This is a genomic window from Deinococcus hopiensis KR-140, from assembly GCF_900176165.1.
Lineage (GTDB): Bacteria > Deinococcota > Deinococci > Deinococcales > Deinococcaceae > Deinococcus > Deinococcus hopiensis.
Genome location: NZ_FWWU01000009.1, coordinates 2,902,499 through 2,925,172, shown reverse-complemented (window position 1 = coordinate 2,925,172; position 22,674 = coordinate 2,902,499). Strand labels below are relative to the sequence as shown.

Genomic DNA, 22,674 nt, shown 5'->3' with positions numbered 1-22,674 from the left:
CCACCTTTACCGTCGGAAAAGAAAAAAGCCCCCACGGGGGGAGCTTGCTGGGGCAAACCGCGTTGCTATTTCCGACGGCTCCCCAGCGCCAGCAGCGCGCCGAACAGGGCGAGGTTTTTCATGAAGTGCGTCTGCTGGTGCTGGCGTTCCTTGCCTTCCTTGTCCCAGAAGGGGTGGCCAATCACCGTGGTGGGGACCAGGCCCACCGCCAGGGCGGTGGTCGTCAGGCGTGGCGCGAGCCCCAGGGCCAGCAGGGTTCCGGCCCCCACCATTACGCCGCTGTTGATCTTGACGGCCAGTTCGGGTTGCGGAATCTCCGCGCCCCGCGCCGCGCGCACGATGGGTTCAGGGTTTTGTAGGTGATCCAGGCCACTCTTGATAAAAACACTCGCGAGCATCGCCCGCCCGATGAATCCAGTCATGCCCATGTTCTGCCTCCTTGATGTGGGGGAAGTGTAACGCACCTGGGATGAGAGTCGCCCGCCCGCTAGACCTGCCGGTGCAGGTCGCGCAGCAGGCCCCCCACCGCTTCTACGCCCGTCATCAGCAGGCGGATGTACTCTTCTGGGGCGATGGGACCGTCCTCGGCTCCGCCCTGCGCCTCCAGCACCAGGCCCGCGTCGGTCGCCACCACGTTCAGGTCCGCCCGCGCCACCTTGTCCTCGGCGTAGTCGAGGTCCACCCGCAGCTCCTCACCCACCAGGCCCACGCTCACGGCCCCCACCGCGTGCCGCAGCGGCCACTCGCTCAACCTGCCCGTCTGAATCAGGCGGTCCGCGAAGTCGTGGAGGGCAGCGTACCCGGCCAGCACGCTCGCCACCCGGGTGCCGCCGTCGGCCACCAGCACGTCGCAGTCCACATACAGCGTCTGGTTGCGAAAATGCTTGAGGTCGATGCTCGCCCGCAGTGCCCGGCCCAGCAGGCGCTGAATCTCGTGGCGGCGGCCGTTTTGCAGGTTGCGCTCCCGGGCCTGGCGGTCTGTTGTGGCGCGCGGCAGCATGGCGTACTCGGCGGTCAGCCAGCCCTCTTTCTTGCCGCGCATATGCGGCGCGGGTTTGTCTTCCACGCTCACCGTCGCCAGAATCTCGGTGCGGCCCAGACACAGGTGCGCGCTGCCCGAGGCGTGAGGGTTGACCCCGCGCTTCACCGTGAGGGGCCGCGGGGTGTGGGCGTCGCGCCCGGTTCGGGTGGGAAGAATCAAGTGGTCACCTGCTGCACCGTCACATTCTGCCCTGCCTGACCCGTCAATGTGGCGATAACGGGAGCCGACACGTGCGCGTCGCCCGTCACGAGGTACGTCACCTCGCCCGGCTCCTGGACTCTGGACCGCAGGTCGCGCTCCTCGAGCACCCGCCGCGTGTGCCGCGCCACCGCCGCGCCGCTGTCCACCAGGGTGAAGGTGTCTCCGAATTCCGAGTGGATGCCTGCCGCCAGAAAGGGGTAGTGGGTGCAGCCCAGCACAAGCTGATCCGCGCCCGCCTCCGCCAGGGGTGTCAGCGCTCCCCGCAGCACCTCGCGCGTCCGCCCGCTCTCCGCCTGCCCCGCTTCCACCAGCGGCACGAGTTCGGCGCTCACGGCAGTCAGTACCCGTACTCCAGCGGGTTCGGCAAACTGGCGAATCACGTCGGCGAGCAGCGTCCCCCGCAGCGTCCCCGGCGTTGCCAGCACGCCCACCACGCCCGTACGGGTGGCGGCCACGGCGGGCTTGACGGCAGGCACCAGCCCGATGATCGGCAACGCCGGGTACTTCTCCCGCAGGTGCGTCAGGCTGAAGGCCGAGGCCGTGTTGCAGGCCACCACCACCCCTTTGGCTCCCCGGGCGTGCAGCGCCGCCACCGCCTGGGCGGTCAGGTCCCGAATCTCGTCTTCGGGCCGCGCACCGATCGGTACGTGGGCCGTGTCGCCCAGGTACAGGAAGTTCTCGTGCGGCAGGGCGCGCCGCAACTCGGCCAACACGCTCAGACCGCCCATGCCGGAGTCGTACACGCCGAGGGGTGCGCCTTGGTTCATCGGGCAGATGATAGAGCGTGGAGGGTGCAGAGGGCCGGAGGCGTTCGGCGTCCCCCTAGGGGGCCGAAGCGCTCTCCTCCAGCAGCGCTCTCAGCGCTGCCTCCAGCGGCGCAAAGTCCCGTACCACCGGTACGTCCGCCTCCGCCACCTCCCCGCCCCAGCGCTCGAACCAAACGGCGCGCATCCCGGCGGCCCGCGCGCCTACCACGTCGTTCTCCCAGGAGTCGCCCACCATCACGGCCTCATTCGGCTGCACCTCCAGGGCCGTGAGAATGGCCGCGTAGGACCCTGGATCAGGTTTGGGCGGGGCCTCGCTGGTGGTCACGAGCGCGTCCACCCAGGGCGTCAGGCCGCAGGCGTCCAGCTTGGCCTGCTGCTCAGGGCGGATGAAGTTGGTCAGGATGCCCACCTTGACTCCACGCTCCCTCAATGCCCGGAGCAGTTCCAGCCCGCCCGGCACTGCCTGCCTCGCCGCCTGGTACGCCGTGCGGAACGCCTCAAAGGACACGTCGCCGGGCACGCCCTCGATGCCCCACAGTCCGTGCAGCCGTTCGAAACGCCGGGCGCGGTACTCGGCCAGGCTCAGCTGCCCGGCCACAAAAGCTGGATAGAACTCCCCCAGCACACGCTTGTACTCGCCCAGCAGCTCGTCGGGGTGGCGCCCAGCGAGGTGGGTGTGGGGTCTTGCCACGCCCAGGAGGCCCGCGCGCATAGAGGCGTTATCGTCGAACAGGGTGTCGTCGAGATCAAAAATTACGGCCCGGGTGTGCGTCACGAAAACCAGCATAGGTCTGGACCTCCGCTGAGGTAGGGCGACTGGCCTATTTTCCCCGGATACTCTTCACCGCCTCTTCTGTCCAGATAAAAATTAAGGCCTGGAAGGAGAGGAACCGTTGCGCCTGATCCAATTCCCGTTTTGCCCGAGAACCGTTTTGCAACTGCCGTGTGGGTGCTGTCCCTGCGTCAGGGTCTTTTCGGGGCCTGCGTCCCTGCGGTGACGCCCCCAGGGAAGCTCCGTGGCGAAGGTCCCCGCGGTCCGGACAGCAGACCGGGAGGTGCCGCCGCCACTTCAGCGGGGCATCACGCCAGCGCTTCATGTGGCCAAGCCGGCTACCCAGAGCATTTGTCAAAAAGAAGGCCTCTTTTTGACCGAGTCCGGCGAGCGGGCCCGAATGCTGAATGCGCATGGAGGATGAAGCCGTGAGGGGTGCCCTTCCACGCGCGGCGCCCCATTCCGGCAAATGCTCTTGACCACGGTGACCGCCGCCATCTCCAGCTTCCCGGTTCACGCCGCCTTGCGGAATCACGTTCTGGGAAAGCTGGTGGAGGAGCTGCGGCCCCGGCGGGAGTTGCCTGCCGGGGACCTGCCCAAGGGGGACCCGGTAGGGGTGGCCCGCACGTTGTGGTCCGGGCAGGACGCGCGGCCTGGCTTTCCTGCCGGGCCACAGCCTCTGGGCACACAGCCTCTGGGCACGGGGCTGGAGGCCGCGGCCCGGGTGCTGGCCTCTGATCCCCACCGCGTGCCGGGCCACAATGACCTCAACCCCGGCACGCTGCTGTGGGACGGGGGAAGTCTGGCTGGTGGACTGGGACGTGTGCGCCCTCAACCACCCAAATTACGGTCTGGGGACGGTCGCGACCTTTGTGCCCCTGCCGCAACCCTCCACCTCGGTGCTGCTCGCGCAGTTGAAGGGAACGGCCCTCCACGCCGCCGATCTGGAAGTCTGCAGGGCTCGCCGCCATGCGGGCCTCTGCGGATGAGGCCCGCATGGAACGGGGTGAACTGGACCTCCAGGACCCCACCGGACGGGCCGCCCTCGCCCTGACCCTGCTTCAGGAAGCAGAGCGGTAAAGCGGCGGGCAGAGGGTGGATGACCGCCTCTGCCCGCCGCTTTACCGCACGCCTACTCCATCGCCGCCCGGATCGTCTCGCCAAGTGCGCGGATGCCGGTCTCGATCTGCGTAGGCGTGGCGCTGGAATAACTCAGGCGCATGGTGTTGTGCCCACCGCCCAGCGCGTAGAAGGGGCTGCCAGGCACAAAGGCCACCTTGCGCTCGACAGCCTGCGCCAGCAGCGGCTGGGTGTCGATTTCGCCAGGGAGCGTCATCCACAAAAACATGCCACCTTCCGGGGTGGTGTGCTCCACCTCCGCGGGCAGGAACTCGCGGATGCGCGCCACCATGTCCCGCGCCCGAACGCCATACGCCTGCTTCACCGTCTTGATCTGCCGGGGCAGCACGTCCTCGACGAGTTCGGCGATGATCATCTGGTTCAGCGTCGGCGTGTGCAGGTCCGCGCCCTGCTTGGCCTGCACCAGCTTCTCGATGATGGGCTTCGCCGCCTGCACCCAGGCGTCGCGCAGGCCGGGAACCAGCGTCTTGGAAAACGAGCTGGAGTAGATCACGTGGTTGCGGTCCGGGTCCCCGCCCACCATCTCCAGACCCAACTCGTACAGGTTGGGCAGCTCCTCGCCCGTGAAGCGCAGCTTGCCGTAGGGGTCGTCTTCCAGCACGAGCACGCCGTACTGCGCGGTCAGTTCCAGCAGGCGGCGGCGGCGCTCCAGGCTGAGGGTGCGGCCCGTGGGGTTCTGGAAATTGGGAATGGCGTACAGGAACTTGGCCTGATTCGCCCTCAGCACCCCCTCCAGTGCGTCCGTGTCGATGCCGTGCTCGTCGGTGGGTACCTCCACGTACTGCGGGCCGTAGGGCTGGAAGGATTGCAGCGCGCCCAGGTACGTCGGCGCTTCCACCAGCACCACGTCGCCCTCGTTGATCAAGATTTTGCCCAGCAGGTCCAGCCCCTGCTGGCTGCCCGTCACGATCTGCACGTGCCCTGGGGTGATGCCCGCGCGGTTCGCGATCCATTCGCGCAGTGGGAGGTGCCCCTCGGTGGTGGAGTATTGCAGTGCCGAAGGGCCGTACTTGGTCAGCACCGTGTCCGCCGCCCGGCGCACGTCCTCCAGTGGAAACAGCTCGGGGGCGGGCAGGCCCCCCGCAAACGAGATCACGTCGGGCTGCTGGGTGATCTTGAGGATCTCGCGAATGGCGCTCGCGTTCATGCGGCTCGCCCGGGTGGAGAGCAGCGAGGCGAAGTCCACGGCGGCCCTATCACCGACGGAGGGGGCAGAGACGGTCATGCAACCATCCTAACGCCCGTTTGACCCCTGTATCCGCGCCCGCTCCAGATGACTGCCTCCCGTCCAGAGAAGTCGGACTGTGATGGCGCGCGCTTTGGGTAGAGTAGGGGCCGTCAAAGGAGGCTTCACCCATGCTCGTCACAGGTAACGACATTCTGGTTCCCGCCCGCGCGGGCAAGTACGGCGTTGGCTCGTTCAACACCAACAACATGGAGATCACGCAGGCGATCATCCATACGGCGGAAAAGCTGCGCTCGCCCGTCATGGTGCAGATGAGCGAGGGGGCCATCAAGTACGGTGGTCAGGACCTCGCCAACATCGTCAAGGACATCGCCGAGCGGGCCACTGTGCCCGTCGCCCTGCACCTAGACCACGGCTCGTCCTATGCCTCGGCGCTGAAGGCCATCAAGATGGGCTTCACCTCCATCATGATCGATGCGTCGCACCACCCCTTTGAGGAAAACGTCCACGAAACGCGGCGTGTGGTGGAAGCGGCGCACGCGATGGGCATCTCGGTGGAGTCCGAACTCGGACGTCTGGGCGGTATCGAGGAGCACATCGTCGTGGACGAGAAGGACGCCTTCCTGACCGATCCCGAGGAAGCGGTGCGGTTTATCGAGCAGACCGGCACCGATTACCTCGCCATCGCCATCGGCACCAGCCACGGCGCGTACAAGGGCAAGGGCCGCCCCTACATCGACCACGAGCGCATCGAGAAGATCGCGTCTCTCACCTCCATTCCCCTCGTTGCCCACGGTTCCAGCGGCGTACCCGCCGAAATCGTGCAGCGCTTCCGCGACTCCGGCGGCGAGATCGGCGACGCGGCGGGTATCGCGGACGAGGACCTCCAGCGCGCGACGGGGCACGGCATCGCCAAGGTCAACGTGGATACGGACCTGCGCCTCGCCATGACGGTGGGCGTGCGCGAGGTCCTCAAGGCCAGCCCCAAGGAATTTGATCCCCGCAAGATCTTTGGTCCTGCCCGCGACGTGATGGCCCAGGTCATCGAGCACAAGCTGCGCGTGCTTGGGAGCGTCGGCAAGGCGTAAACAGGGACCAAAGCGTTTAAAGGACGGACCGTTCCACTGCCGGATGACCACCCGGTGGCTGAACGGTCCGTTCCTGTTCAGCGCACCGCGAGACGTTGCGGTGGGACATCACGGATGCTGACCGACAGGGCAGAGGGTGACTGGAATTGGCAGCCGCATGTGTAGATCGGGCCACCGCCAGGGAGGGTGGCGGTCATTCCCGCCCTTGTGGGAGAAGAGATCTGGGGGAGGGACAGATCCTTCTGATTGAACTTGGTTCTGAATTTTATCCTTCCCTTCGAGTGGCTACTCAGCACGGAGTTTTGTTTGCTGCTGAATACTCACCTTGATTGTTTGACAGGATGTCGGTTCTATGCTGAGCGGCCACAATTTCTTTATGGCCGTGTTTTATAAATACCAGGCAGGACATTATAATTATTTTTGGTACAATAGCAGTTGGATTTTCCATAAGTAATTGCTATTTCGGATTGGGTACGCTTCTCTCAATCACTTCAGATGATGAAGGGGCGCTTTGCATATGGTCGACGAAATGGTTGATATGCTTCTTCGTGGCAGCATTGAGCACTCGAGGAGATTTCTTGCTCGGCAGGAAGAATAAGATTCGTCTTGCAGACGAAGAGAGGTCTCGCGTTGAGCAGTTGCAAGTAGGTTTTGCCCGAGCTGCTGAACGAGGGGGGCGTCGCGTTGCGGGCTTTTGATCCTTGGCGGGTAACCACTGGGCGCAAGGACTACTGCTGTGCCCAGTGGTTACCCCCTCGGTTCATCTGACGCGGTTGGAAACATCGGGTTGATGGCGACGATCTCCATACCGAGGTCTTGCGCACGGCCCTTGACCGGTTCCTTGATGTCGGCGCAGGCACGTAACTCCAACGGCCTGGCTGTCGACGCTTCTGAAAACGGCCAGGCCGACTGGGATGGCCAACTCCACGGGGCAGGCCATCAGGACGCCGAGAAGGAGTGCGGAGATGCCGAAAAGACGGATCTGCATGGACCAGAGACCAATGTGCCTCTTCTTACTTTTCCTTTGCGGTTGAGGCAACGGAACTCGGAGGTGGAGCGCCCGGCCCCGGCCTGCCTCGGGGGCGCATTTTTATGTGGAGAGGGTCAGGGCCGTTACGCTGTCTGGTCCCCCGCCGCTCAGCTTCACGTCAGTCTGGGCCGGGAGAATTCTCACCCACGCGCCGTATGCTCACGTTCGCCATGAAGGCCCTGCGTGCGCCCCTCCTCACCCTGCTGACCCTGACGAGCGGGGGCGGATTTTCTCCTACCTCTGCCGCCTCGGCTCCGGCGCGGCCCCCCCTGCCGTCCGGCTGGACGGGCAAGCTCGCCGCCCTGGTGCCGCTGCCGGGGCAGAGCGCACAGCTGCTGGAGCGCAGTTCGCGGGTGGCCTTTCCCCGGTTGCAGCAGCGCGTGATGACGGTAGGGGGCAGCCGCGAGGCCCTGTACGAGCTCTTCTCCAGCGTGGCCCGGGGCGAGCTGCCCAAGTACGACGAGCGCCTCAAGATTTCCCGGGAGGAGTTCGGCAGCTACATGGTGTTTCAGCCCATCCTGGTCTCGACCGGCAAACTGGTCAAACTCAGCCTCACGCGCAGCGGCAATGTGCTGCGGTTTGGCAATGCTGCTGGGTTGCCCGGTCTCCTCCGGGACGTGACGCTCGATCTGGGCAGCGGTGAACTCCGCACCCCAGAGGGCTTCGGGGCCCGCCCCAGGGCTGTGGACGGCAGCAACGCCCCGGACCGTTCCATCGACATCCGGGGCGGCTTCGAGTGGAACGTGCGCGGCAACGACCCAGTCACGCAAAACGGGATTAACGGCCAGCTCCAACTGCTGCAACTGCCCGATAAGGTGGTGCTGATCTACACCCGGTTCAGCATGCTGCGCGGCACCACCTCCAACGGTACCGTCATCCTGGGGTACACCCGCTGATCTGCTTGCCCAGGGGGCGCGGAGCATCTCCATAGGCGCGGGCAGAGAGGCGCTCCCCACAGCCCGTGAGGTCGTTGCTGGCAGACGGCCATACCGGGTAGCGCGGCAGTCTGACCTCGCCCTGACCCCACCTCAAGGCTTCCTCACGAGTCCTTCAGGGGGCGTCACGGGCAGGCGGCTAGGCTGCGAGCATGATGAAGACCAGAGCAATGCTGCTGCTCGGGGCGGCGCTGACGCTGGCCAGCGCCAGCCAGGGGAGTGCGGGAACGGTGTCGCCGACACTGCTCGAGCGGGCCAAGCGCAACGACCAGAGCGCCGTTGGGGTGATTGTGCGCTTCAAGTTTGCCAACGACGCGCGTGGACGGGGCCTGTTCAAGTCCGCCCGCGCCCAGCTGCAGTCGCGTATTCAGCAGCTCGGCCCTGCCGCGGGGTTTATCAACCAGGCGGTGAACTCGGGCAAGGTGACGCAACTGTGGCTCGACCAGAGCATCTTTTTGCCCATGACGCCGGTGCAGGCGCGCGCGCTCGCCACGCTGCCCTTCGTGGACGCGGTGTTCGAGAACTTCCGGGTGCAGGTGCCCCGGGCGGTGGCCCTGAGTGCGGCTTCCGCGCCCGCCGGCACGCCCTGGCACCTGCAGAAAGTCGGCGCGCCCCAGGCCTGGGCAGCCGGATTCAAGGGACAGAACGTGCGCATCGGTCACCTCGACACCGGCATTGACCCCAACCACCCGGAACTCGCGGGCAAGCTCGCGGCCTTTGCCGAGTTCAACGCGGACGGCGACCGGGTGCAGAGCCAGCCGCACGACACCGTGCAGCACGGCACCCACACGGCGGGCCTGCTTGTGGGCGACAAGGTGGGCGTGGCCCCGCAGGCCAAGCTGATCAGCGCCCTGGTGCTGCCCAACAACGAGGGCACCTTCGCGCAGGTGATCGCGGGGATGCAGTACGTGCTGGACCCCGACAACAACGCTGACACCGACGACGGCGCGGACGTGGTGAACATGAGCCTGGGGATTGCGGGCACCTACGACGAATTCATCGTGCCGGTGCAGAACATGCTCAAGGCGGGCGTGGTGCCTGTGTTCGCGATTGGCAACTTTGGCCCAGGCCCGTCGACGACGGGCAGTCCCGGCAACCTGCCCGACGCGATCGGAGTCGGCGCGGTGGACCAGAACGGCCAGGTGGCGCCGTTCTCCAGCCGTGGCCCCGTGGCCTGGCAGGGCAAGATCAACGGCGTGTTTGTGAAGCCGGACATTGCCGCGCCGGGCGTGGAGATCACGAGTACCTTCCCCAACGGCGGCTACGGAGCGCTGAGCGGCAGCTCGCAGGCCAGTCCCATCGCGGCGGGCGCGGTGGCCCTGCTGCTCTCGGCCAAGCCGGGCACGGGCGTAGACGCGATCAAAAACGCGCTTTTTAGCAGCGCGAGCAATGCGGGCAGCAAGAACAACAACGTCGGTTACGGCCTGATCAGCGTGCCGGGTGCCCTGGGCAAGCTGGGCGTCAATGTCGGCGGCGCGCAGCCTGCTCCGCAGCCCCAACCCGCTCCGCAGCCCCAACCCGCTCCGCAGCCCCAGCCCGCTCCGCAGCCCCAGCCCGCTCCGCAGCCCCAGCCCGCTCCGCAGCCCCAGCCCGCTCCGCAGCCCCAGCCCGCTCCGCAGCCCCAACCCGCTCCGCAGCCCCAGCCCGCTCCGCAGCCCGCTCCAGCGCAGCCCACAGGCCCAGCTGGGTACGAGTTGTGCGCCGTGGAGGGTCAAGCCTGTAACTTCACGGGCAAGCGTGACGCGGCCTTTGGGACGGCGGGCAAGTACCTGACCGGCGTGGGTACCAACGGTTTCAACTGCACCGTGCAGGAGTGGGGACGTGACCCCGCACCGGGTCTCAGGAAAGGCTGCTTTATCAAGCCCGTCGCTGGTCAACCTGCCCCTGCCCCCAAGCCTGCCCCTGCCCCCAAGCCTGCCCCTGCGCCCAGCACGGGCAAGAAGCCCAAGGTGCTGCTTGTGGACGACGACATGGGTCAGGGCAAGGACGTGACGGCGGCCCTGAGAGACGCGATCAAGGCCAACGCCGCTGCGGGCGGGGCCTTCGTGTGGAACGTGCAGGCCAACGGCCCAGTTACGCTGGCCGAGATGCAGAAGGCCGACATTGTGGTGTGGGCGACGGGGGAGCAGTACCAGAACACCCTTACCGCGCAGGACCAGAGCACCCTGCGCCAGTACCTGTCGGGTGGAGGCCGCCTCCTCGTGACCGGGCAGGACATCGGCTACGACATTGGGCAGAGCGCTTTTTACCGTGAGATCCTCAAGGTCCGCTTCGTGGCAGATTCCAGCGGCACACCCAAGTTCGTGACACGGGGGCAATTCGGCAACACTGCCTTTACCCTCAACGCCGAGGGCAGTGCGGGCAACCAGCTCTACCCCGACGTGATCGCCGATCTGAACGGCTCGCAGGTGGTGGCCTCCTGGGGCAGCGCGAACGCCACGGCGGGTACCATCTCTGCCCAGAGCATTCGGGTAGACCCCAACAAGAAGCGCGCCCAGCAGAAGGTACAAGACCCGCGCGGCCTGGTCGAGGAGCTCGCCACAAACGTGATCAAGGGCATCCTGGGGCAGGTGTTTGGCGGACAGAAGCAGACCCAGCGCCCCCGCGTCACCGCCCAGAACGCGGGCGAGAATGCTGGAGCCATCGTGATCAACGATGTGGGCAAGTACAGCACCGTCACGATGGGCTTCGGGATGGAAGGCCTGACGCCGAACAGCCGCAATCTGTTGATGAAGACGGCGTTCGACTGGCTGATGAAGTAAGCGTTCAGCCGTCCGGGGAAGGGGGAGGCCCGCAAGAAGCGTCTTCCCCCTGTCTCTATTTCCCTTTATGCGCCTCCCACAGCTTGCCTGCTGGCGCGGAGTACGGTGCAGCTATGGCAACCTTACGAGACATCATGACTCCAGGCCCCGTCACCGTCGATGGGCAGGCCACCCTCAAGGAAGTCGCCACGCTGATGCTGGAGCAGGACATCGGCGCGGTGTTGGTGATGAACGGCGACCGCCCCACCGGCATCATCACCGACCGGGATATCGTGATTCGGGCCGTCGCCTATGGCCACGACTACGGGACCGCCGTCACCGACTACACCACTGGCGACGTGTTCACGATGGACGCGAACACCACTGTGGAGGAGGCTGCTGAGGAGATGGGCCGCAAGCAGCTGCGCCGTCTCCCCGTGACCGATGGTGGGCGCGTGATTGGGATTGTCAGTCTGGGAGACCTTGCTGTCCGCGCGCTTGGCGACGCGGATGAAGAAGCCTTGAAGGGCGTGAGCATTCCCAACAACTCCTGATCCGCACCAAAAGGTGCGAGGCCCGCCCGACTTCAAGTCAGGCGGGCCTCTGTGTCCCTTCCTGTCAGGGGCGCAACTCGCGGAGCTGACGGTACAGCTCCTTTTCCTCGTCTGTCAGGTCGCGGGGCACCGTCAGGTTGAGGCGCACGTACAGGTCTCCCCGGGTGCCGTCCTTCTTTGGCCAGCCCTGTCCACGCAGGCGCATCCGGCGCCCGCCGCTGCTGCCCACCGGCACGCTAAGGTTGCCGCTGCCACCCATCGTCTGCACCGTGACCGTCCCGCCCAGCGCCGCGACGGGTGCGGGGACGTCCACCGTGGTGGTTAAGTCGTCACCCTCCAGGTCAAAGCGCGGGTCTTCGAGCACGCGGATGGTGAGCAGCACGTCGCCGCCGCCCGGTCCCTGTCCGGCGAGGCGCAACCGAGCGCCGTCCCGCGTTCCGGCAGGCACCCGCAGCGAGAGCCGCTTGCCGTCGATGTTGATGACCTCGTCTGAGCCCGTGAAGGCTTCCTGCAAAGTCACCTGCAGCTCGCCCTCCACGTTCTGCACGAAGCGGCGGCCCTGCGTGCCGCCGATGCCACCATTGCCGAGCAGGTCTTCCAGGTTCACCTGGCCGCCGCCGAAGCCTCCGCCCTGAAAGCCGCCTCCCCTGCGCCCACCCATCCCAAACAGGCCCTGGAAAAAGTCACTGAACTGCGAGGGGTCAAAGCCCCCGAAGTCCCCGCCCTGAAAGTTGCCCCCGTCGTACCCAGGTGGCATCTGCCCAGTGTGTCCGTACTGGTCGTACAGCTTGCGCTTCTCCGGGTCGCTGAGCACCGCGTAGGCCTCCCCGATTTCCTTGAAGCGCTCGGCGGCCTTCTCGTCGCCCTGGTTCTTATCCGGGTGGTACTGCTTGGCGAGCTTGCGGTACGCGCTCTTGATGTCCGCGTCGGACGCGCCCCGGGACACGCCGAGCAGGTCGTAGTAGTCCTTGTATGCCATGGCTGCTCCTCGAAAGGTGGTGTACAAACTCCTGCCTCAGCGTTTGCGGAGTGCTTCAATCCGAGCGAACTTGCAAAGCCTTGCAGCAGAGCGGGCAGGGGGAAAGCGGGTTCCGGGCGTGGAATCGGCACACCGGTGGGGGTTCCGGCGTGGCAACGAAACCGACCGAATCCCTATGAGGCGTGAGGGGCTGGGAATTAGGTTCTGTCCTAACTCCTTACCCCTCACCCCTTATCCCTCACGCCTCAGTCCTTCTTGCTCACCACCACCCGCGCGGGCCGGACCAGGCGCTCGCCCATGCGGAAGCCGAGCTGGTAGACCTGCACAATGGTGTCGTCGGCGTCGCCGGGCACCACCTGAATGGCCTCGTGCCAGCGGGGGTCAAACGCCTCGCCTTCCTTACCTGTGGCTTCCAGGCCCAGGCCGCCAAAGACGGTCAGCACCTTGCTCTGAACGGCCTGCATGCCCGGAATCAGCTTGGCAGGGTCGCCGCTGCCCATCGTGACGGCGCGGTCGAGGTCATCGTACACGGGCATCAGGGCCTCGGCAGCCTTCGCGACGCCCTGCCCTTTGGCGGCATCAACGTCCTCTTGGGTGCGGCGGCGGTAGTTTTCGAAATCGGCGGCGAGGCGGCCGAGTTTGCCTTTCAGCTCCGCGTTCTCCTTTTCCAGTTCGTCGGCCCGTTCCAGCTTCGCCATCATCTCCTGCACCTGGCCGAACATATTTTCGTCCATTCCGGGGAAACCGTCCATGCCCTCCAACTCGGCGTCCTCGTCCATATTGTCGGTTTCGGTGGCCGGGCTGGCGGTGACGGTGGTCTCGTCCTCGGGGGTGGCCTGCTCGTGCTGCGTCTTGTTCTGGTCGTCTTGGGTCATGGGTGTTCCTCGTCTGCGAAACATGGCTTGAAGATAGGGGAGAGGGGGCTTATTCGCCGTCCTCTCCCCCTGGATGTGGGTGCTTTCCGGACGTTACTCGGCGGGCTTGAAGTCCGCGTCGATCACGTCGTCGTCCTGCTTCTGTCCTCCGGCCTGGGCGCCTGCGTCCTGCGCGCCACCGCTCTGCTGGGCAGCCGTCATGAAGGTCCGCAGTTCCTCTTCCAGGCGCTTCTGGGCAGCCTCAATGCGGGCGTCGTCGTCGAGGCGCACGGCTTCCTCAGCCTCGTCGGCGGCGGCCTTGAGCTTGTCCTTCGCGTCCTGGGAAGCGGAGGCGTTCTCGTCAATCTGACCGAGGGCCTGCACGCGCAGCGAATCGAGGCTGTTGCGCTTCTCCACCTTCTCACGGCGCTGCTTGTCGGCTGCCGCGTTCTGCTCGGCTTCCTTGACCATGCGCTCCACGTCGCTCTTGTCGAGCGTGGTGGTGTTCTCGATCCGGATGGAGGCTTCCTTGCCGCTGGTCTTCTCCTTCGCCGTCACGTGCAGAATGCCGTTGGCGTCGATGTCGAAGGTTACTTCGATCTGGGGGCGGCCAGCGGGCATCGGGGGGATGCCTTCAAGCTTGAAGCGGCCCAGGCTCTTGTTGTCGGCGGCCATCGGACGCTCACCCTGCAGCACGTTGATCTCCACGCCGGGCTGGTTGTTCTCGGCAGTGGTGTAGATCTCGGTCTTCTTGGCGGGGACCGTGGTGTTGCGGGTGATCATCGGGGCGATCATGCCGCCCTTGACCTCCACGCCCATGGTCAGCGGGGTCACGTCCACGAGCACGATGTCGCCGAGGCTGGAGTCGCCTTGAATGATGCCCGCCTGCACGGCCGCACCGAGCGCGACGGCCTCGTCGGGGTTGACCGACTCGTTGGGCGTCTTACCGATGATGTCCTGCACGATGCGCTTGACCGCGGGGATGCGGGTGGAGCCACCCACCAGAATCACCTCGTCGATCTGCGAGGCGCTGAGCTTGGCGTCTGCGAGGGCCTGCTCGACGGGCTGACGCACGCGGCGCAGCAGATCGGCGGTCAGTTCCTCGAACTTGGCGCGGGTCAGGGCGCGCTCGAGATGCAGCGGCGTGCGCGTCTCGGGGTCAAAGGTGATAAAGGGTAGGCTGATGGTGGTCTCGGAAGCGTTGGACAACTCGATCTTGGCCTTCTCGGCGGCCTCGATCAGGCGCTGGAGGGCCTGGGGGTCTTTGCGAAGGTCAAAGTTGTGTTCCTTCTGGAATTCGCCCGCCAGCCAGCCCACGAGGCGCTGGTCGAAGTCCGCGCCGCCAAGGTGCGTGTCGCCGGAGGTGGATTTCACCTCGAACACGCCGTCACCCAGCTCCAGGATGGTCACGTCGAAGGTGCCGCCCCCAAGGTCGAACACGAGGACCGTCTCGTTGCCCTTACGCTCCAGCCCGTAGGCGAGCGCGGCGGCCGTCGGCTCGTTGATGACGCGCAGCACGTTCAGACCCGCAATTTCACCGGCCTGCTTGGTGGCCTCGCGCTGCGAGTTGTCAAAGTACGCGGGGACCGTGATCACCACGTCGCGGATCTTTTCGCCGAGCTTCGAGGAAGCGTCGTTGACCAGCTTGCGCAGCACTTCAGCGCTGACCTGCTCGGGGGCGAGGTCTTGGCCGTTCACCTCGATGCGCACGGACCCGCCGGGGCCTTCCTTCACAACGAAGGGAGCGCGGCCCGCCTCCTCCTTGATCTCGTCCCATCGGCGGCCGATAAAGCGCTTGACTTCAAACAGGGTGGCCTTGGGGTTGAGCGCGGCCTGACGGCGGGCAATTTGACCGACGAGCCGCTCGTCGCCCTTGTAGGCAACGACGGACGGCGTGGTGCGCGCGCCTTCGGCGTTGACAATCACTTCGGGGCGTCCGCCTTCCATCACGGCAATGACGCTATTGGTGGTTCCGAGGTCGATTCCGACAGCTTTGGGCATGTTGACTCCTTGGATAGAGGGGATGCTGCGCCCCAGGGGGGAGCAGTTCTGAAACTGCACATAGCATAAGGCCACAGTTTTAAACAGTCAATAGACTTGAGTGCAAGTGACTCAAGTTCAAGGTTGGGTCAAGGAGCGCTCTCCTGCCCTGGTCACAACGCCACTCCGCTTCCAGAGTTGTGGGACGGGCGCGGCATAGACTGAGCCATGACGCCAATCAGGGGGCTGTTCGGGGAAGGTGGGAAACGGGCGGGCGTAAAGCCGCGCGCCGTGTCGGGAGGGTCCGCCGCATGAAGCGCGCTGCGTGGGGATGGGGCCTGGCCGCTGCCGCCCTGCTGCTGGTGGTCCTGATTGGGGTATTGAGTCCGCGTCCCAGAGCGGGTGAACTGACGTTGACCGACTTCACAGCGGCCTTACAGGGCAGGCAGATCCAGACGGCGCGGGTGCAGTACCAGAACAACACCGCCCTGCTCAGCGGGCAGCTGGACGGGGGGCGCGGCCAGTACCGCACCCGGACCCTGGCCTCGGACCCGGCCATTACCCTGGATCAGCTGCAGGCCCGCGGGGTGCAGGTCACCTACGAGCAACCCTCGCGTCTCAACGCCTTTTCGTTGCTGGGCGGTCTGCTCTCAGGCCTGCTGATCCTGGGGCTGATTGTGCTCCTGCTGCGCAGCCGTCAGGGTGGAGGCACCGACGCTGCCAGCACCTTCGGGAAATCGAAGGCGGCGGTGATCAGCGAGGGGCAGATCAAGCTGGCGTTCAGCGATGTGGCGGGATGCGACGAGGCCAAGAGCGACCTGCAGGAAGTCGTGGACTTTCTGCGCCATCCTGAGCGCTACCACCAGCTGGGGGCCCGGATTCCCCACGGGGTCTTGTTGGTGGGTCCTCCCGGGAGTGGCAAGACCCTCCTCGCCAAGGCCGTGGCGGGAGAAGCCAAGGTGCCGTATTTCTCCATCAGCGGCTCGGACTTTGTGGAGATGTTCGTGGGTGTGGGCGCCGCCCGCGTCCGCGACCTGTTCGAGCAGGCCCGCAAGTCCGCTCCCTGCATCGTCTTTATCGACGAGATTGACGCCGTGGGAAGAAAGCGCGGCGTCAACCTGCAAGGCGGGAATGATGAGCGCGAGCAGACTTTGAATCAATTGCTCGTGGAGATGGACGGCTTTCAGAGTGGGCAGGAGGTGATTATCCTCGCGGCGACGAACAGGCCCGATGTGCTGGACGCAGCGCTGCTGCGTCCCGGACGCTTTGACCGCCAGGTGGTGGTGGACGCCCCCGACGTGCGGGGGCGGGAAATGATCCTCCGCATCCACGCCCGCAAAAAGCCCCTTGATCCCAGTGTGGACCTGGCGGTGATCGCCCGCAGGACAGCCGGGATGGTCGGGGCAGATCTGGAGAACCTGCTCAACGAGGCCGCGCTCGGCGCGGCCAGAGCCGGACGGTCCAGAATCGTGATGCGCGATGTCGAAGAAGCCCGGGACCGCGTGCTTATGGGCCCCGAACGGCGCAGCATGGTGGTGCGGGAAGCGGACCGCAAGGTCACCGCCTACCACGAAGTCGGCCACGCCCTCGCCGCTCAGCTCTTGCCCCACGCCGACAAGGCGCACAAGCTGACCATCGTGCCCCGTGGACGTTCCTTGGGCTCGGCGCTGTACACGCCGGAAGACCGGATGCACCACACCCGGGCCGCACTGCTGGACCGCATCTGCGTGGCGCTGGCCGGGCACGCCGCCGAGGAAGTCGCCACCGGGCAGATCACCACGGGGGCGGCCAACGACTTTCAGCAGGCCACGTCCATCGCCCGGCGAATGGTCACCGAGTGGGGCATGAGCGACGTGGGAATGACTGCCCTGGCGCAGGAAAGCGGAGGCTACCTGGGCTACGGCCCCCAGCAGGAGGTCTACAGCGACCACACGGCGAGCCGCATTGACTCCGAGGTGGCGCGAATCATAGGCGCGCAGTACGAGCGGGCGGTCACGCTCCTCAACGAACACGCACACGTGCTGCACCGCCTGACCGACGCCCTCGTCGCCCGCGAGTTTTTAACGGGTGAGGACGTGCAGGTGGCGCTGTCCGGGGCAACCCTGGAGGACGGTGCGGCCAGCAAGCCCGACGAGGAAGGCCCTGCGCCGCAGCCGACGCTGACGCCCAATCCAGCCTGAAAACCGTCGGCGTGAAGGGAGGTGGCCCTGGCGGTTGCTGGGGCCACCTTCCTTGTCCAGCGCACCTCTCGGGTGGCCTTCCGGTTTGATCGCCCTCCCTGTGAACCCCCTTCCATCCAGGCCGCTCTGTATTCTCGTACTCTGGAGCGCATGATCCGCGCGCTTTCCCGGCTGTCCGCCGCGCTCCTGTTCGCCGCCTGCCTCGCTGCCGCCCAGGACACCCAGACGCCGGCCACACCGCCCACCGAGCAGTCGGCCCCCACCTCGGCGCCGGGTGTTCCTGCGCGCGCCAATGTCCGGTCCGGCGTCTTGGTGGGGCGTGAGGCAGGCGGCGTGCGGGTGTGGCAGGGCGTTCCCTACGCTGCCGCGCCTGTGGGCGAGCGCCGCTGGAAGGTCCCCCAGGCCGCGCCCCTGTGGGTGGGCGAGCGCGACGCCTCGCAGCCTGGGCCCGTCTGCCCGCAACTGCGCGCCGACAAGAGCGTGCGCGGCGCTGAAGACTGCCTGTTTCTCAACGTTTACGCGCCTGCAAACGCTGTCCACGCGCCCGTGATGGTCTGGATTCACGGCGGTTCCTTCCGCACCGGCGCGGGCAGCGACTACGACGGCCGGGTGCTCGCGCAGGAGCGGGGCGTCGTGGTGGTCACCCTGAACTACCGCTTGGGCGCGCTGGGCTTTCTGGCCGCGCCGGGGTTACTGGAGGGGCGGAGCGTGGGCAACTACGGCCTGCTCGATCAGCAGGCGGCGCTCAGATGGGTGCGCGAGAACATCGGCGCGTTCGGGGGAGATCCGGCCAACGTCACCGCCTTCGGCGAGTCGGCGGGCGGCATGAGCATTTGCGCGCAACTCGCCTCGCCGGGGGCAGCGGGGCTGTTCGACAAGGCGGTCCTCCAGAGCGGACCCTGTACACCGAGCATCAACATGTCCCCTGTGGCCGACGCCTTGAAAAGCGGAGCCGCCTATACCCGGGCACTCGGCTGCCCCGACAGCGACGCAACCTGCCTGCGCGCTGTGCCGGTCGACCGCTTCCTGACCACCGATGTGCCCGGCGTGCGGAGCCCCGGCTCGGTGGCGTTGCCGCCCGTGTACGGGGAAAGCGTGGTCCCCCGCGCGCCCAAAGAGGTCTTCGCGTCGGGGACCATTCCCCGCGTGCCCCTGCTCGTGGGCGGCAACCGCGACGAGGGCACGCTGTTCGTGGCGAACATCGAGAAGGGCGGCAAGGACCTGCCGGTCTGGAAGTACTGGGGCCTGGTGGCCGTGCTGGAGCGTTGGAACGCGCCCCGGCTGCTGGCCGCCTATCCCAGTCGCCAGTACGAGACGGTGGGTCTGGCCGCTGCATCCCTCGTGACCGACGGTCTGTTCGCCTGCCCCGTGAATGACATGACGCGCGACTTCGCCCGCGTGACACCCGTGTACGCCTACGAGTTCGGGGACCGATCGGCCCCCACTGTGCTGAGGCCCACCGGCAGCGTGCCCAGCTACGGGGCCTACCACGCCGGCGAGATCGTCAGCATCTTCGGTACGCCCCTGAGCAACCTCGCGGACCCGGCGGCCTTTACCCCGGCCCAGGCGCAACTGGCCCGCACCCTGCGCGCCTACTGGACCAACTTTGCCCGCACGGGAAACCCCAATGGAGAAACCCTGCCCGAGTGGCCCCGCTTCGATCCCACCCGGGACAACCTGCTGACCTTCGCCCCGGGGCGTGTCGCCGTGAGCACCGACTTCCGCACAGAGCACCGCTGCGATCTCTGGAAGCGGTAAGGCGCGGGGAGGTTCAGCCCAGGCGGGCCGTTTCCCGTTCGGGCACGGCGCAGGAGCCGTCCTCGCAGCCCTCCGCTGGTGTGTTCGTGCCCAGCAGGGTCAGGGGCGCGGGGTGGGTCTCGGTCCAGACCTGTTCCAGTGCTCCCCGCAAGACCTCAGGCGACTGCGCGCCGCTGACCCCGTACTTGCCGCCCAGCACGAAAAAGGGCACGCCGCTGATGCCCAGCGCCCCGGCCTGCGCCTCGTCCTCGCGGACCTCCTGGGCGTACTTGCCCGCCTGCAGCGCCGCGCGCACCCCGCTCCCGTCCAGTCCCGCCTCGGCGCCCAGGCCCGCGAGGGTGTCCAGGTCACTCAGATCGGCCCCTTCGGTGAAGAAGGCGGCGAGCAGGCGCTCCTTGGCCGCGTCTTGCCTGCCCTGCTCCGCCGCGAAGTGGATCACCTGGTGGGCCAGGAAGGTGTTCACGGGCTTCAGGCGCTCAAAATGGTAGTCCAGCCCCTCGGCGGCGGCGGTCTGCGTCATGGAGTCGAGCATGTCCTGGGCCTGCGCGGCGCTGCGGCCATACTTGTCCGCCAGAATGTCGCGCATTCCCCGGTCACTGCGGGCCGGAGCCGAGGGGTCCAGCTCAAAGGAATGCCAGACCACCTCCACCCGGTCACGCTGAGGAAACTGAGCCAGGGCCGCCTCAAAGCGGCGTTTGCCCACATAGCACCACGGGCATGCGATGTCAGACCAGATGTCCACGCGCAGCTTGTCCGGAGAAGAGGAAGCGAAAGGCGTCATGCCTCCATTTTGCGCCGCTTTAAAAAACAAAGCAAGGGAGGGTGACACCATCTGTGACGCCCTCCCCCCGTACACTCGCCGCATGACCCGTCCTGATTCGGCCACCTTCCAGAAGCCCAGCGACGACGAACTGCGTGCCTCGCTGACGCCCACACAGTACCGCGTGACCCAGCACGAGGGCACCGAGCGGGCCTTTACCGGCGAATACTGGGACCATGAGGAAGAGGGGATCTACGTGGACGTGGTGTCGGGGGAGCCGCTGTTCAGCTCACGCGACAAGTACGACGCGGGCTGCGGCTGGCCCTCTTTCACCCGGCCCATCGGAAACGTTCCCCTGAGGGAGAACACCGATTACAAGATCGGCTACGCCCGCACGGAAGTCCGTTCGCCCCTGGCCGATTCGCACCTCGGCCACGTATTTCCCGACGGTCCGCGGCAAGAGGGCGGCCTGCGCTACTGCATCAACTCGGCGGCGCTGCGCTTCGTGCCCGTGTCCAACCTGGAAGCCCAGGGCTACGGCGAATACCTGGCACACTTCGGCGAGGAATAAAAAGAGGGGCCTGGCGCGGCTCCTCTCTTTGCTGGCGGTGGGCCGCTTGCCTCACTCTCCGCTGTCGCAGGCCACGCTGTTGTGGTTGCGGTCCAGCGCAGTGCGGTAGCCGGGCTTGCCAAGGCGGATGGGGGCGGCCCCGGCGGCACGCATGGCCGCGCACGAGCGGTAGTACACCGTGCCCTGGCCGTTCAGCCGCGCGCTGCCGGTGGCCTGGCGCAGCAGTGAACGGGCGATATACCCGGCCTGACCTCGGTGCGTCGCGCGGCACCACTCGCCCCTGCAGGCCACGAGCAGCAGGGTGTTGCCGGGCACCACGCCCAGAATCCGTGAGGTGGTGTCGGGCTGGCGGCGCAGGTTGGCGGCGGTGGTGGTCAGGGCGGTGGCGGCCTCGGACACACCGAGCAGCGCAGCCGAGAGGGCCAGCATTCGCAGGAGGTGGCGCATCGCGCGAGGATAGCAGCGGGGGCAAGGTGACCGCCTTCCTCGTTTCCTAAGGATTTGCCCAAGAATAGAAGGCATGCGTTACATCGCCCTGCTGCGCGGCATCAATGTCGGGGGACACCGCCGGGTGCCCATGAAAGACCTGAGGATCACCTTCGAGGGGTTGGGCCTGGAAAACGTCCAGACCTATATTCAAAGCGGCAATGTGGTCTTCGGGGCGCAGGAGACGGGTGAGGCCGCCCTCGAAGCCGCGATGGCGCGGGACTTCGGCTTTCCGGTGGACGTGATGCTGCGGACTCAGGAAGAGTGGGCGCGGCTCGCCGAACGTAACCCCTACCCTGCGCAGGCGGAGGCCGGCGGAACCAAAGTGCATGTGGCCTTCTTGCGCCATGTGCCCGATGAGGCGGCCCTGATCGCCCTGCGCGCCCGCTCCGCCGGGGACGACACCTGGGAGCACGTTGGCCGTGAACTTTACCTCTACGCTCCAAGGGGTCTGGGTCAGAGCCAGCTCAGCCTCGCGCCACTGCGCCAGACCGCCACGGTCCGCAACTGGCAGACCGTGCTGCGGCTGGGGGAGATGCTGGGCGCCTAGCTCTCCTGCGTGCCCGAGCGCTCGCCGCCGTCCGCCGCATCTGTGGTTTCGCCCCCGGTTTCCGAGTTGCCGGGCGTTCCAGTGCTGCCCGCACCACCTGCGCCCGTCTTGCCCGTCTGCGCCTCGTGTTCCTGACGCTGGGCGTAGGCTTCCTGCATCTGCTCGGCCTCGTTGCCGCTGCGGTCGTTCCGGTTGTCGGTCATGGGCTGAGCGTAGGCATGGCGCAGGAGGGGGACGTGTGGGGGGGGTCAAGGCGACCTTCACCCATCTTTGGCTTGACGGCCAAAAGGCGGCCCGGACAATAAAGGGGACGCCACCCGAAAGGAGGGTGCATCCATGACCGAACGAGAACGCCGGGCCGCCGCCGAGGGCCGCCTGACGGCGAGGCCACTCTCAGACCCACCCGAAACTGGAGCGCGTGGCCTGCATCCCCTCGGCCTGAGCGAACGCCGCGACGGGCTGCTGTACGCCCCGGCCACCGCCCACCCCGCGCAACCCCTGCCCCTGATCGTGGCCCTGCACGGCGCAGGGGGCGACGCCCTGGGGGCGCTGGCCCCCCTGCTGCCCCACGCCGAGGCCCGCGGGCTGCTGCTCTTGGCCCCCGAGTCCGGTGCGGCCACCTGGGACTTGATTGAAGGCGTCTACGGCCCCGACGTGGCTTTCATAGACCGTGCCCTCGCGCAGGTCTTCGGACGCTACCCGGTGGACGCGCGACGCGTCGTGCTGGAGGGCTTTTCAGACGGGGCCTCGTATGCCCTCTCGCTGGGGCTGGGCAATGGGGACCTGTTTACGCATGTGCTGGCCTTTGCCCCCGGCTTTATCGCTCCTGCTGCCACCCTGGGCCTGCCCCGTGTATTTGTGATGCACGGCACCGGGGACCGCGTGCTGCCCATTGACCGCTGCAGCCGCGTCATCGTGCCCCAGCTTCGGCGGAGCGGGTACGGCGTCGAGTACCTGGAATTTGAAGGCGGCCACACCGTGCCGGGCGAACTGGTAGGGCGGGCGCTGGGGTGGCTGGACGACCTGGGGTAGGGGGGGGCGGACCTCCGTCTTTCGGCGCAGGCTCCCGCTTTCCCCGTGGAACCCGGGGTGAAACCGCC

21 protein-coding genes are annotated in these 22,674 nt (G+C 66.6%); 10 read left to right on the top strand and 11 right to left on the bottom strand.

Annotated features, from left to right (window positions below; genetic code table 11):
- Positions 1–65 precede the first annotated feature (65 nt).
- The 4 genes from B9A95_RS27625 to B9A95_RS27610 form a co-directional block, all read right to left on the bottom strand.
- Positions 66–422, bottom strand: coding sequence for a DoxX family protein (locus B9A95_RS27625; RefSeq protein WP_245808521.1), 357 nt, complete (start codon positions 420–422; stop codon positions 66–68).
- 65 nt (positions 423–487) lie between these two features.
- Positions 488–1,201, bottom strand: coding sequence for a ribonuclease PH (gene rph, locus B9A95_RS27620; RefSeq protein ID WP_084050433.1), 714 nt, complete (start codon positions 1,199–1,201; stop codon positions 488–490).
- Positions 1,198–2,010 (bottom strand): glutamate racemase, encoded by an 813-nt coding sequence (gene murI / locus B9A95_RS27615; RefSeq protein WP_084050432.1) that lies wholly within the window; start codon positions 2,008–2,010, stop codon positions 1,198–1,200. The genes rph and murI overlap by 4 nt, the downstream gene beginning before the upstream one ends.
- 55 nt (positions 2,011–2,065) lie before the next feature.
- Positions 2,066–2,785, bottom strand: coding sequence for an HAD family hydrolase (locus B9A95_RS27610; RefSeq protein ID WP_170928787.1), 720 nt, complete (start codon positions 2,783–2,785; stop codon positions 2,066–2,068).
- A 758-nt stretch (positions 2,786–3,543) separates the two neighbouring features.
- On the opposite strand from B9A95_RS27610, the gene B9A95_RS27605 reads away from it, so the two are divergent.
- Complete coding sequence (locus tag B9A95_RS27605; RefSeq protein ID WP_139807006.1) at positions 3,544–3,771, top strand: hypothetical protein; 228 nt, start codon at positions 3,544–3,546, stop codon at positions 3,769–3,771.
- Between the two features lie 143 nt (positions 3,772–3,914).
- Here the strand turns inward: B9A95_RS27605 and B9A95_RS27600 are convergent, their stop codons facing one another.
- Positions 3,915–5,147, bottom strand: coding sequence for an aminotransferase-like domain-containing protein (locus B9A95_RS27600; RefSeq protein ID WP_084050426.1), 1,233 nt, complete (start codon positions 5,145–5,147; stop codon positions 3,915–3,917).
- Positions 5,148–5,278: 131 nt separating this feature from the next.
- Between B9A95_RS27600 and fba the strand changes: the two genes are divergently transcribed.
- The 4 genes from fba to B9A95_RS27580 all read left to right on the top strand — a co-directional run bounded on the left by fba (position 5,279) and on the right by B9A95_RS27580 (position 11,456).
- Positions 5,279–6,196: a class II fructose-1,6-bisphosphate aldolase gene (gene fba / locus B9A95_RS27595; protein WP_084050424.1), complete on the top strand. Its 918-nt coding sequence runs from the start codon at positions 5,279–5,281 to the stop codon at positions 6,194–6,196.
- A gap of 1,200 nt (positions 6,197–7,396) precedes the next feature.
- A complete protein-coding gene (locus tag B9A95_RS27590) occupies positions 7,397–8,122 on the top strand; it encodes a hypothetical protein (RefSeq protein WP_245808520.1) in 726 nt (241 codons plus the stop codon).
- A gap of 191 nt (positions 8,123–8,313) precedes the next feature.
- On the top strand, positions 8,314–10,923 hold the full coding sequence (locus B9A95_RS27585) for a S8 family peptidase (RefSeq protein ID WP_084050420.1): 2,610 nt from the start codon (positions 8,314–8,316) through the stop codon (positions 10,921–10,923).
- A gap of 113 nt (positions 10,924–11,036) precedes the next feature.
- Positions 11,037–11,456, top strand: coding sequence for a CBS domain-containing protein (locus tag B9A95_RS27580; protein ID WP_084050417.1), 420 nt, complete (start codon positions 11,037–11,039; stop codon positions 11,454–11,456).
- A 64-nt stretch (positions 11,457–11,520) separates the two neighbouring features.
- Here B9A95_RS27580 and B9A95_RS27575 read toward each other — a convergent pair whose 3' ends face one another.
- The 3 genes from B9A95_RS27575 to dnaK all read right to left on the bottom strand — a co-directional run bounded on the left by B9A95_RS27575 (position 11,521) and on the right by dnaK (position 15,290).
- Positions 11,521–12,435 (bottom strand): DnaJ C-terminal domain-containing protein, encoded by a 915-nt coding sequence (locus tag B9A95_RS27575; RefSeq protein ID WP_084050414.1) that lies wholly within the window; start codon positions 12,433–12,435, stop codon positions 11,521–11,523.
- Positions 12,436–12,680: 245 nt separating this feature from the next.
- Positions 12,681–13,310, bottom strand: a complete 630-nt coding sequence (locus B9A95_RS27570) for a nucleotide exchange factor GrpE (RefSeq protein WP_084050411.1) — start codon at positions 13,308–13,310, stop codon at positions 12,681–12,683.
- 93 nt (positions 13,311–13,403) lie between these two features.
- Positions 13,404–15,290 carry a molecular chaperone DnaK gene (gene dnaK / locus B9A95_RS27565; protein ID WP_084050408.1) on the bottom strand — a complete coding sequence of 629 codons (1,887 nt, stop codon included), beginning with the start codon at positions 15,288–15,290 and terminating at the stop codon, positions 13,404–13,406.
- 290 nt (positions 15,291–15,580) lie between these two features.
- Between dnaK and ftsH the strand changes: the two genes are divergently transcribed.
- Both ftsH and B9A95_RS27555 read left to right on the top strand, forming a co-directional pair.
- Positions 15,581–17,449: an ATP-dependent zinc metalloprotease FtsH gene (ftsH, locus tag B9A95_RS27560; protein WP_084050405.1), complete on the top strand. Its 1,869-nt coding sequence runs from the start codon at positions 15,581–15,583 to the stop codon at positions 17,447–17,449.
- Positions 17,450–17,599: 150 nt separating this feature from the next.
- The gene (locus B9A95_RS27555) at positions 17,600–19,207 is read left to right on the top strand and encodes a carboxylesterase/lipase family protein (protein ID WP_084050402.1); all 1,608 of its coding nucleotides are present in this window, start codon (positions 17,600–17,602) and stop codon (positions 19,205–19,207) included.
- A 13-nt stretch (positions 19,208–19,220) separates the two neighbouring features.
- Here the strand turns inward: B9A95_RS27555 and B9A95_RS27550 are convergent, their stop codons facing one another.
- On the bottom strand, positions 19,221–19,988 hold the full coding sequence (locus B9A95_RS27550) for a DsbA family oxidoreductase (protein WP_084050399.1): 768 nt from the start codon (positions 19,986–19,988) through the stop codon (positions 19,221–19,223).
- Between the two features lie 82 nt (positions 19,989–20,070).
- On the opposite strand from B9A95_RS27550, the gene msrB reads away from it, so the two are divergent.
- Positions 20,071–20,538 carry a peptide-methionine (R)-S-oxide reductase MsrB gene (msrB, locus tag B9A95_RS27545; protein WP_084050396.1) on the top strand — a complete coding sequence of 156 codons (468 nt, stop codon included), beginning with the start codon at positions 20,071–20,073 and terminating at the stop codon, positions 20,536–20,538.
- Positions 20,539–20,589: 51 nt separating this feature from the next.
- Here msrB and B9A95_RS27540 read toward each other — a convergent pair whose 3' ends face one another.
- Entirely contained in the window at positions 20,590–20,985 is a 396-nt protein-coding gene (locus B9A95_RS27540) for an excalibur calcium-binding domain-containing protein (RefSeq protein WP_084050393.1), read from the bottom strand.
- Positions 20,986–21,058: 73 nt separating this feature from the next.
- Here B9A95_RS27540 and B9A95_RS27535 point away from each other — a divergent pair, with 73 nt between their 5' ends.
- Positions 21,059–21,574: a DUF1697 domain-containing protein gene (locus B9A95_RS27535; RefSeq protein WP_084050390.1), complete on the top strand. Its 516-nt coding sequence runs from the start codon at positions 21,059–21,061 to the stop codon at positions 21,572–21,574.
- Here B9A95_RS27535 and B9A95_RS27530 read toward each other — a convergent pair.
- Entirely contained in the window at positions 21,571–21,777 is a 207-nt protein-coding gene (locus tag B9A95_RS27530) for a hypothetical protein (protein WP_084050387.1), read from the bottom strand. The two genes, B9A95_RS27535 and B9A95_RS27530, sit on opposite strands and share 4 nt — an antisense overlap.
- Positions 21,778–21,910: 133 nt before the next feature.
- On the opposite strand from B9A95_RS27530, the gene B9A95_RS27525 reads away from it, so the two are divergent.
- Positions 21,911–22,606, top strand: a complete 696-nt coding sequence (locus tag B9A95_RS27525; RefSeq protein WP_084050384.1) for an alpha/beta hydrolase — start codon at positions 21,911–21,913, stop codon at positions 22,604–22,606.
- Positions 22,607–22,674: the final 68 nt, after the last annotated feature.

What these genes read in the sequence shown, in the direction of transcription:
- ftsH (WP_084050405.1), top strand. Translation starts at nt 15,581, where the DNA reads ATGAAGCGCGCTGCGTGGGGATGGGGCCTGGCCGCTGCCGCCCTGCTG.
- B9A95_RS27605 (WP_139807006.1), top strand. Translation starts at nt 3,544, where the DNA reads ATGACCTCAACCCCGGCACGCTGCTGTGGGACGGGGGAAGTCTGGCTG.
- B9A95_RS27550 (WP_084050399.1), bottom strand. Translation starts at nt 19,988, where the DNA reads ATGACGCCTTTCGCTTCCTCTTCTCCGGACAAGCTGCGCGTGGACATC.
- B9A95_RS27590 (WP_245808520.1), top strand. Translation starts at nt 7,397, where the DNA reads ATGAAGGCCCTGCGTGCGCCCCTCCTCACCCTGCTGACCCTGACGAGC.
- B9A95_RS27600 (WP_084050426.1), bottom strand. Translation starts at nt 5,147, where the DNA reads ATGACCGTCTCTGCCCCCTCCGTCGGTGATAGGGCCGCCGTGGACTTC.
- B9A95_RS27575 (WP_084050414.1), bottom strand. Translation starts at nt 12,435, where the DNA reads ATGGCATACAAGGACTACTACGACCTGCTCGGCGTGTCCCGGGGCGCG.
- B9A95_RS27555 (WP_084050402.1), top strand. Translation starts at nt 17,600, where the DNA reads ATGATCCGCGCGCTTTCCCGGCTGTCCGCCGCGCTCCTGTTCGCCGCC.
- B9A95_RS27625 (WP_245808521.1), bottom strand. Translation starts at nt 422, where the DNA reads ATGACTGGATTCATCGGGCGGGCGATGCTCGCGAGTGTTTTTATCAAG.
- B9A95_RS27585 (WP_084050420.1), top strand. Translation starts at nt 8,314, where the DNA reads ATGATGAAGACCAGAGCAATGCTGCTGCTCGGGGCGGCGCTGACGCTG.
- B9A95_RS27540 (WP_084050393.1), bottom strand. Translation starts at nt 20,985, where the DNA reads ATGCGCCACCTCCTGCGAATGCTGGCCCTCTCGGCTGCGCTGCTCGGT.
- murI (WP_084050432.1), bottom strand. Translation starts at nt 2,010, where the DNA reads ATGAACCAAGGCGCACCCCTCGGCGTGTACGACTCCGGCATGGGCGGT.
- msrB (WP_084050396.1), top strand. Translation starts at nt 20,071, where the DNA reads ATGACCCGTCCTGATTCGGCCACCTTCCAGAAGCCCAGCGACGACGAA.
- B9A95_RS27570 (WP_084050411.1), bottom strand. Translation starts at nt 13,310, where the DNA reads ATGACCCAAGACGACCAGAACAAGACGCAGCACGAGCAGGCCACCCCC.
- B9A95_RS27525 (WP_084050384.1), top strand. Translation starts at nt 21,911, where the DNA reads ATGACCGAACGAGAACGCCGGGCCGCCGCCGAGGGCCGCCTGACGGCG.
- fba (WP_084050424.1), top strand. Translation starts at nt 5,279, where the DNA reads ATGCTCGTCACAGGTAACGACATTCTGGTTCCCGCCCGCGCGGGCAAG.
- B9A95_RS27535 (WP_084050390.1), top strand. Translation starts at nt 21,059, where the DNA reads ATGCGTTACATCGCCCTGCTGCGCGGCATCAATGTCGGGGGACACCGC.
- dnaK (WP_084050408.1), bottom strand. Translation starts at nt 15,290, where the DNA reads ATGCCCAAAGCTGTCGGAATCGACCTCGGAACCACCAATAGCGTCATT.
- B9A95_RS27580 (WP_084050417.1), top strand. Translation starts at nt 11,037, where the DNA reads ATGGCAACCTTACGAGACATCATGACTCCAGGCCCCGTCACCGTCGAT.
- B9A95_RS27530 (WP_084050387.1), bottom strand. Translation starts at nt 21,777, where the DNA reads ATGACCGACAACCGGAACGACCGCAGCGGCAACGAGGCCGAGCAGATG.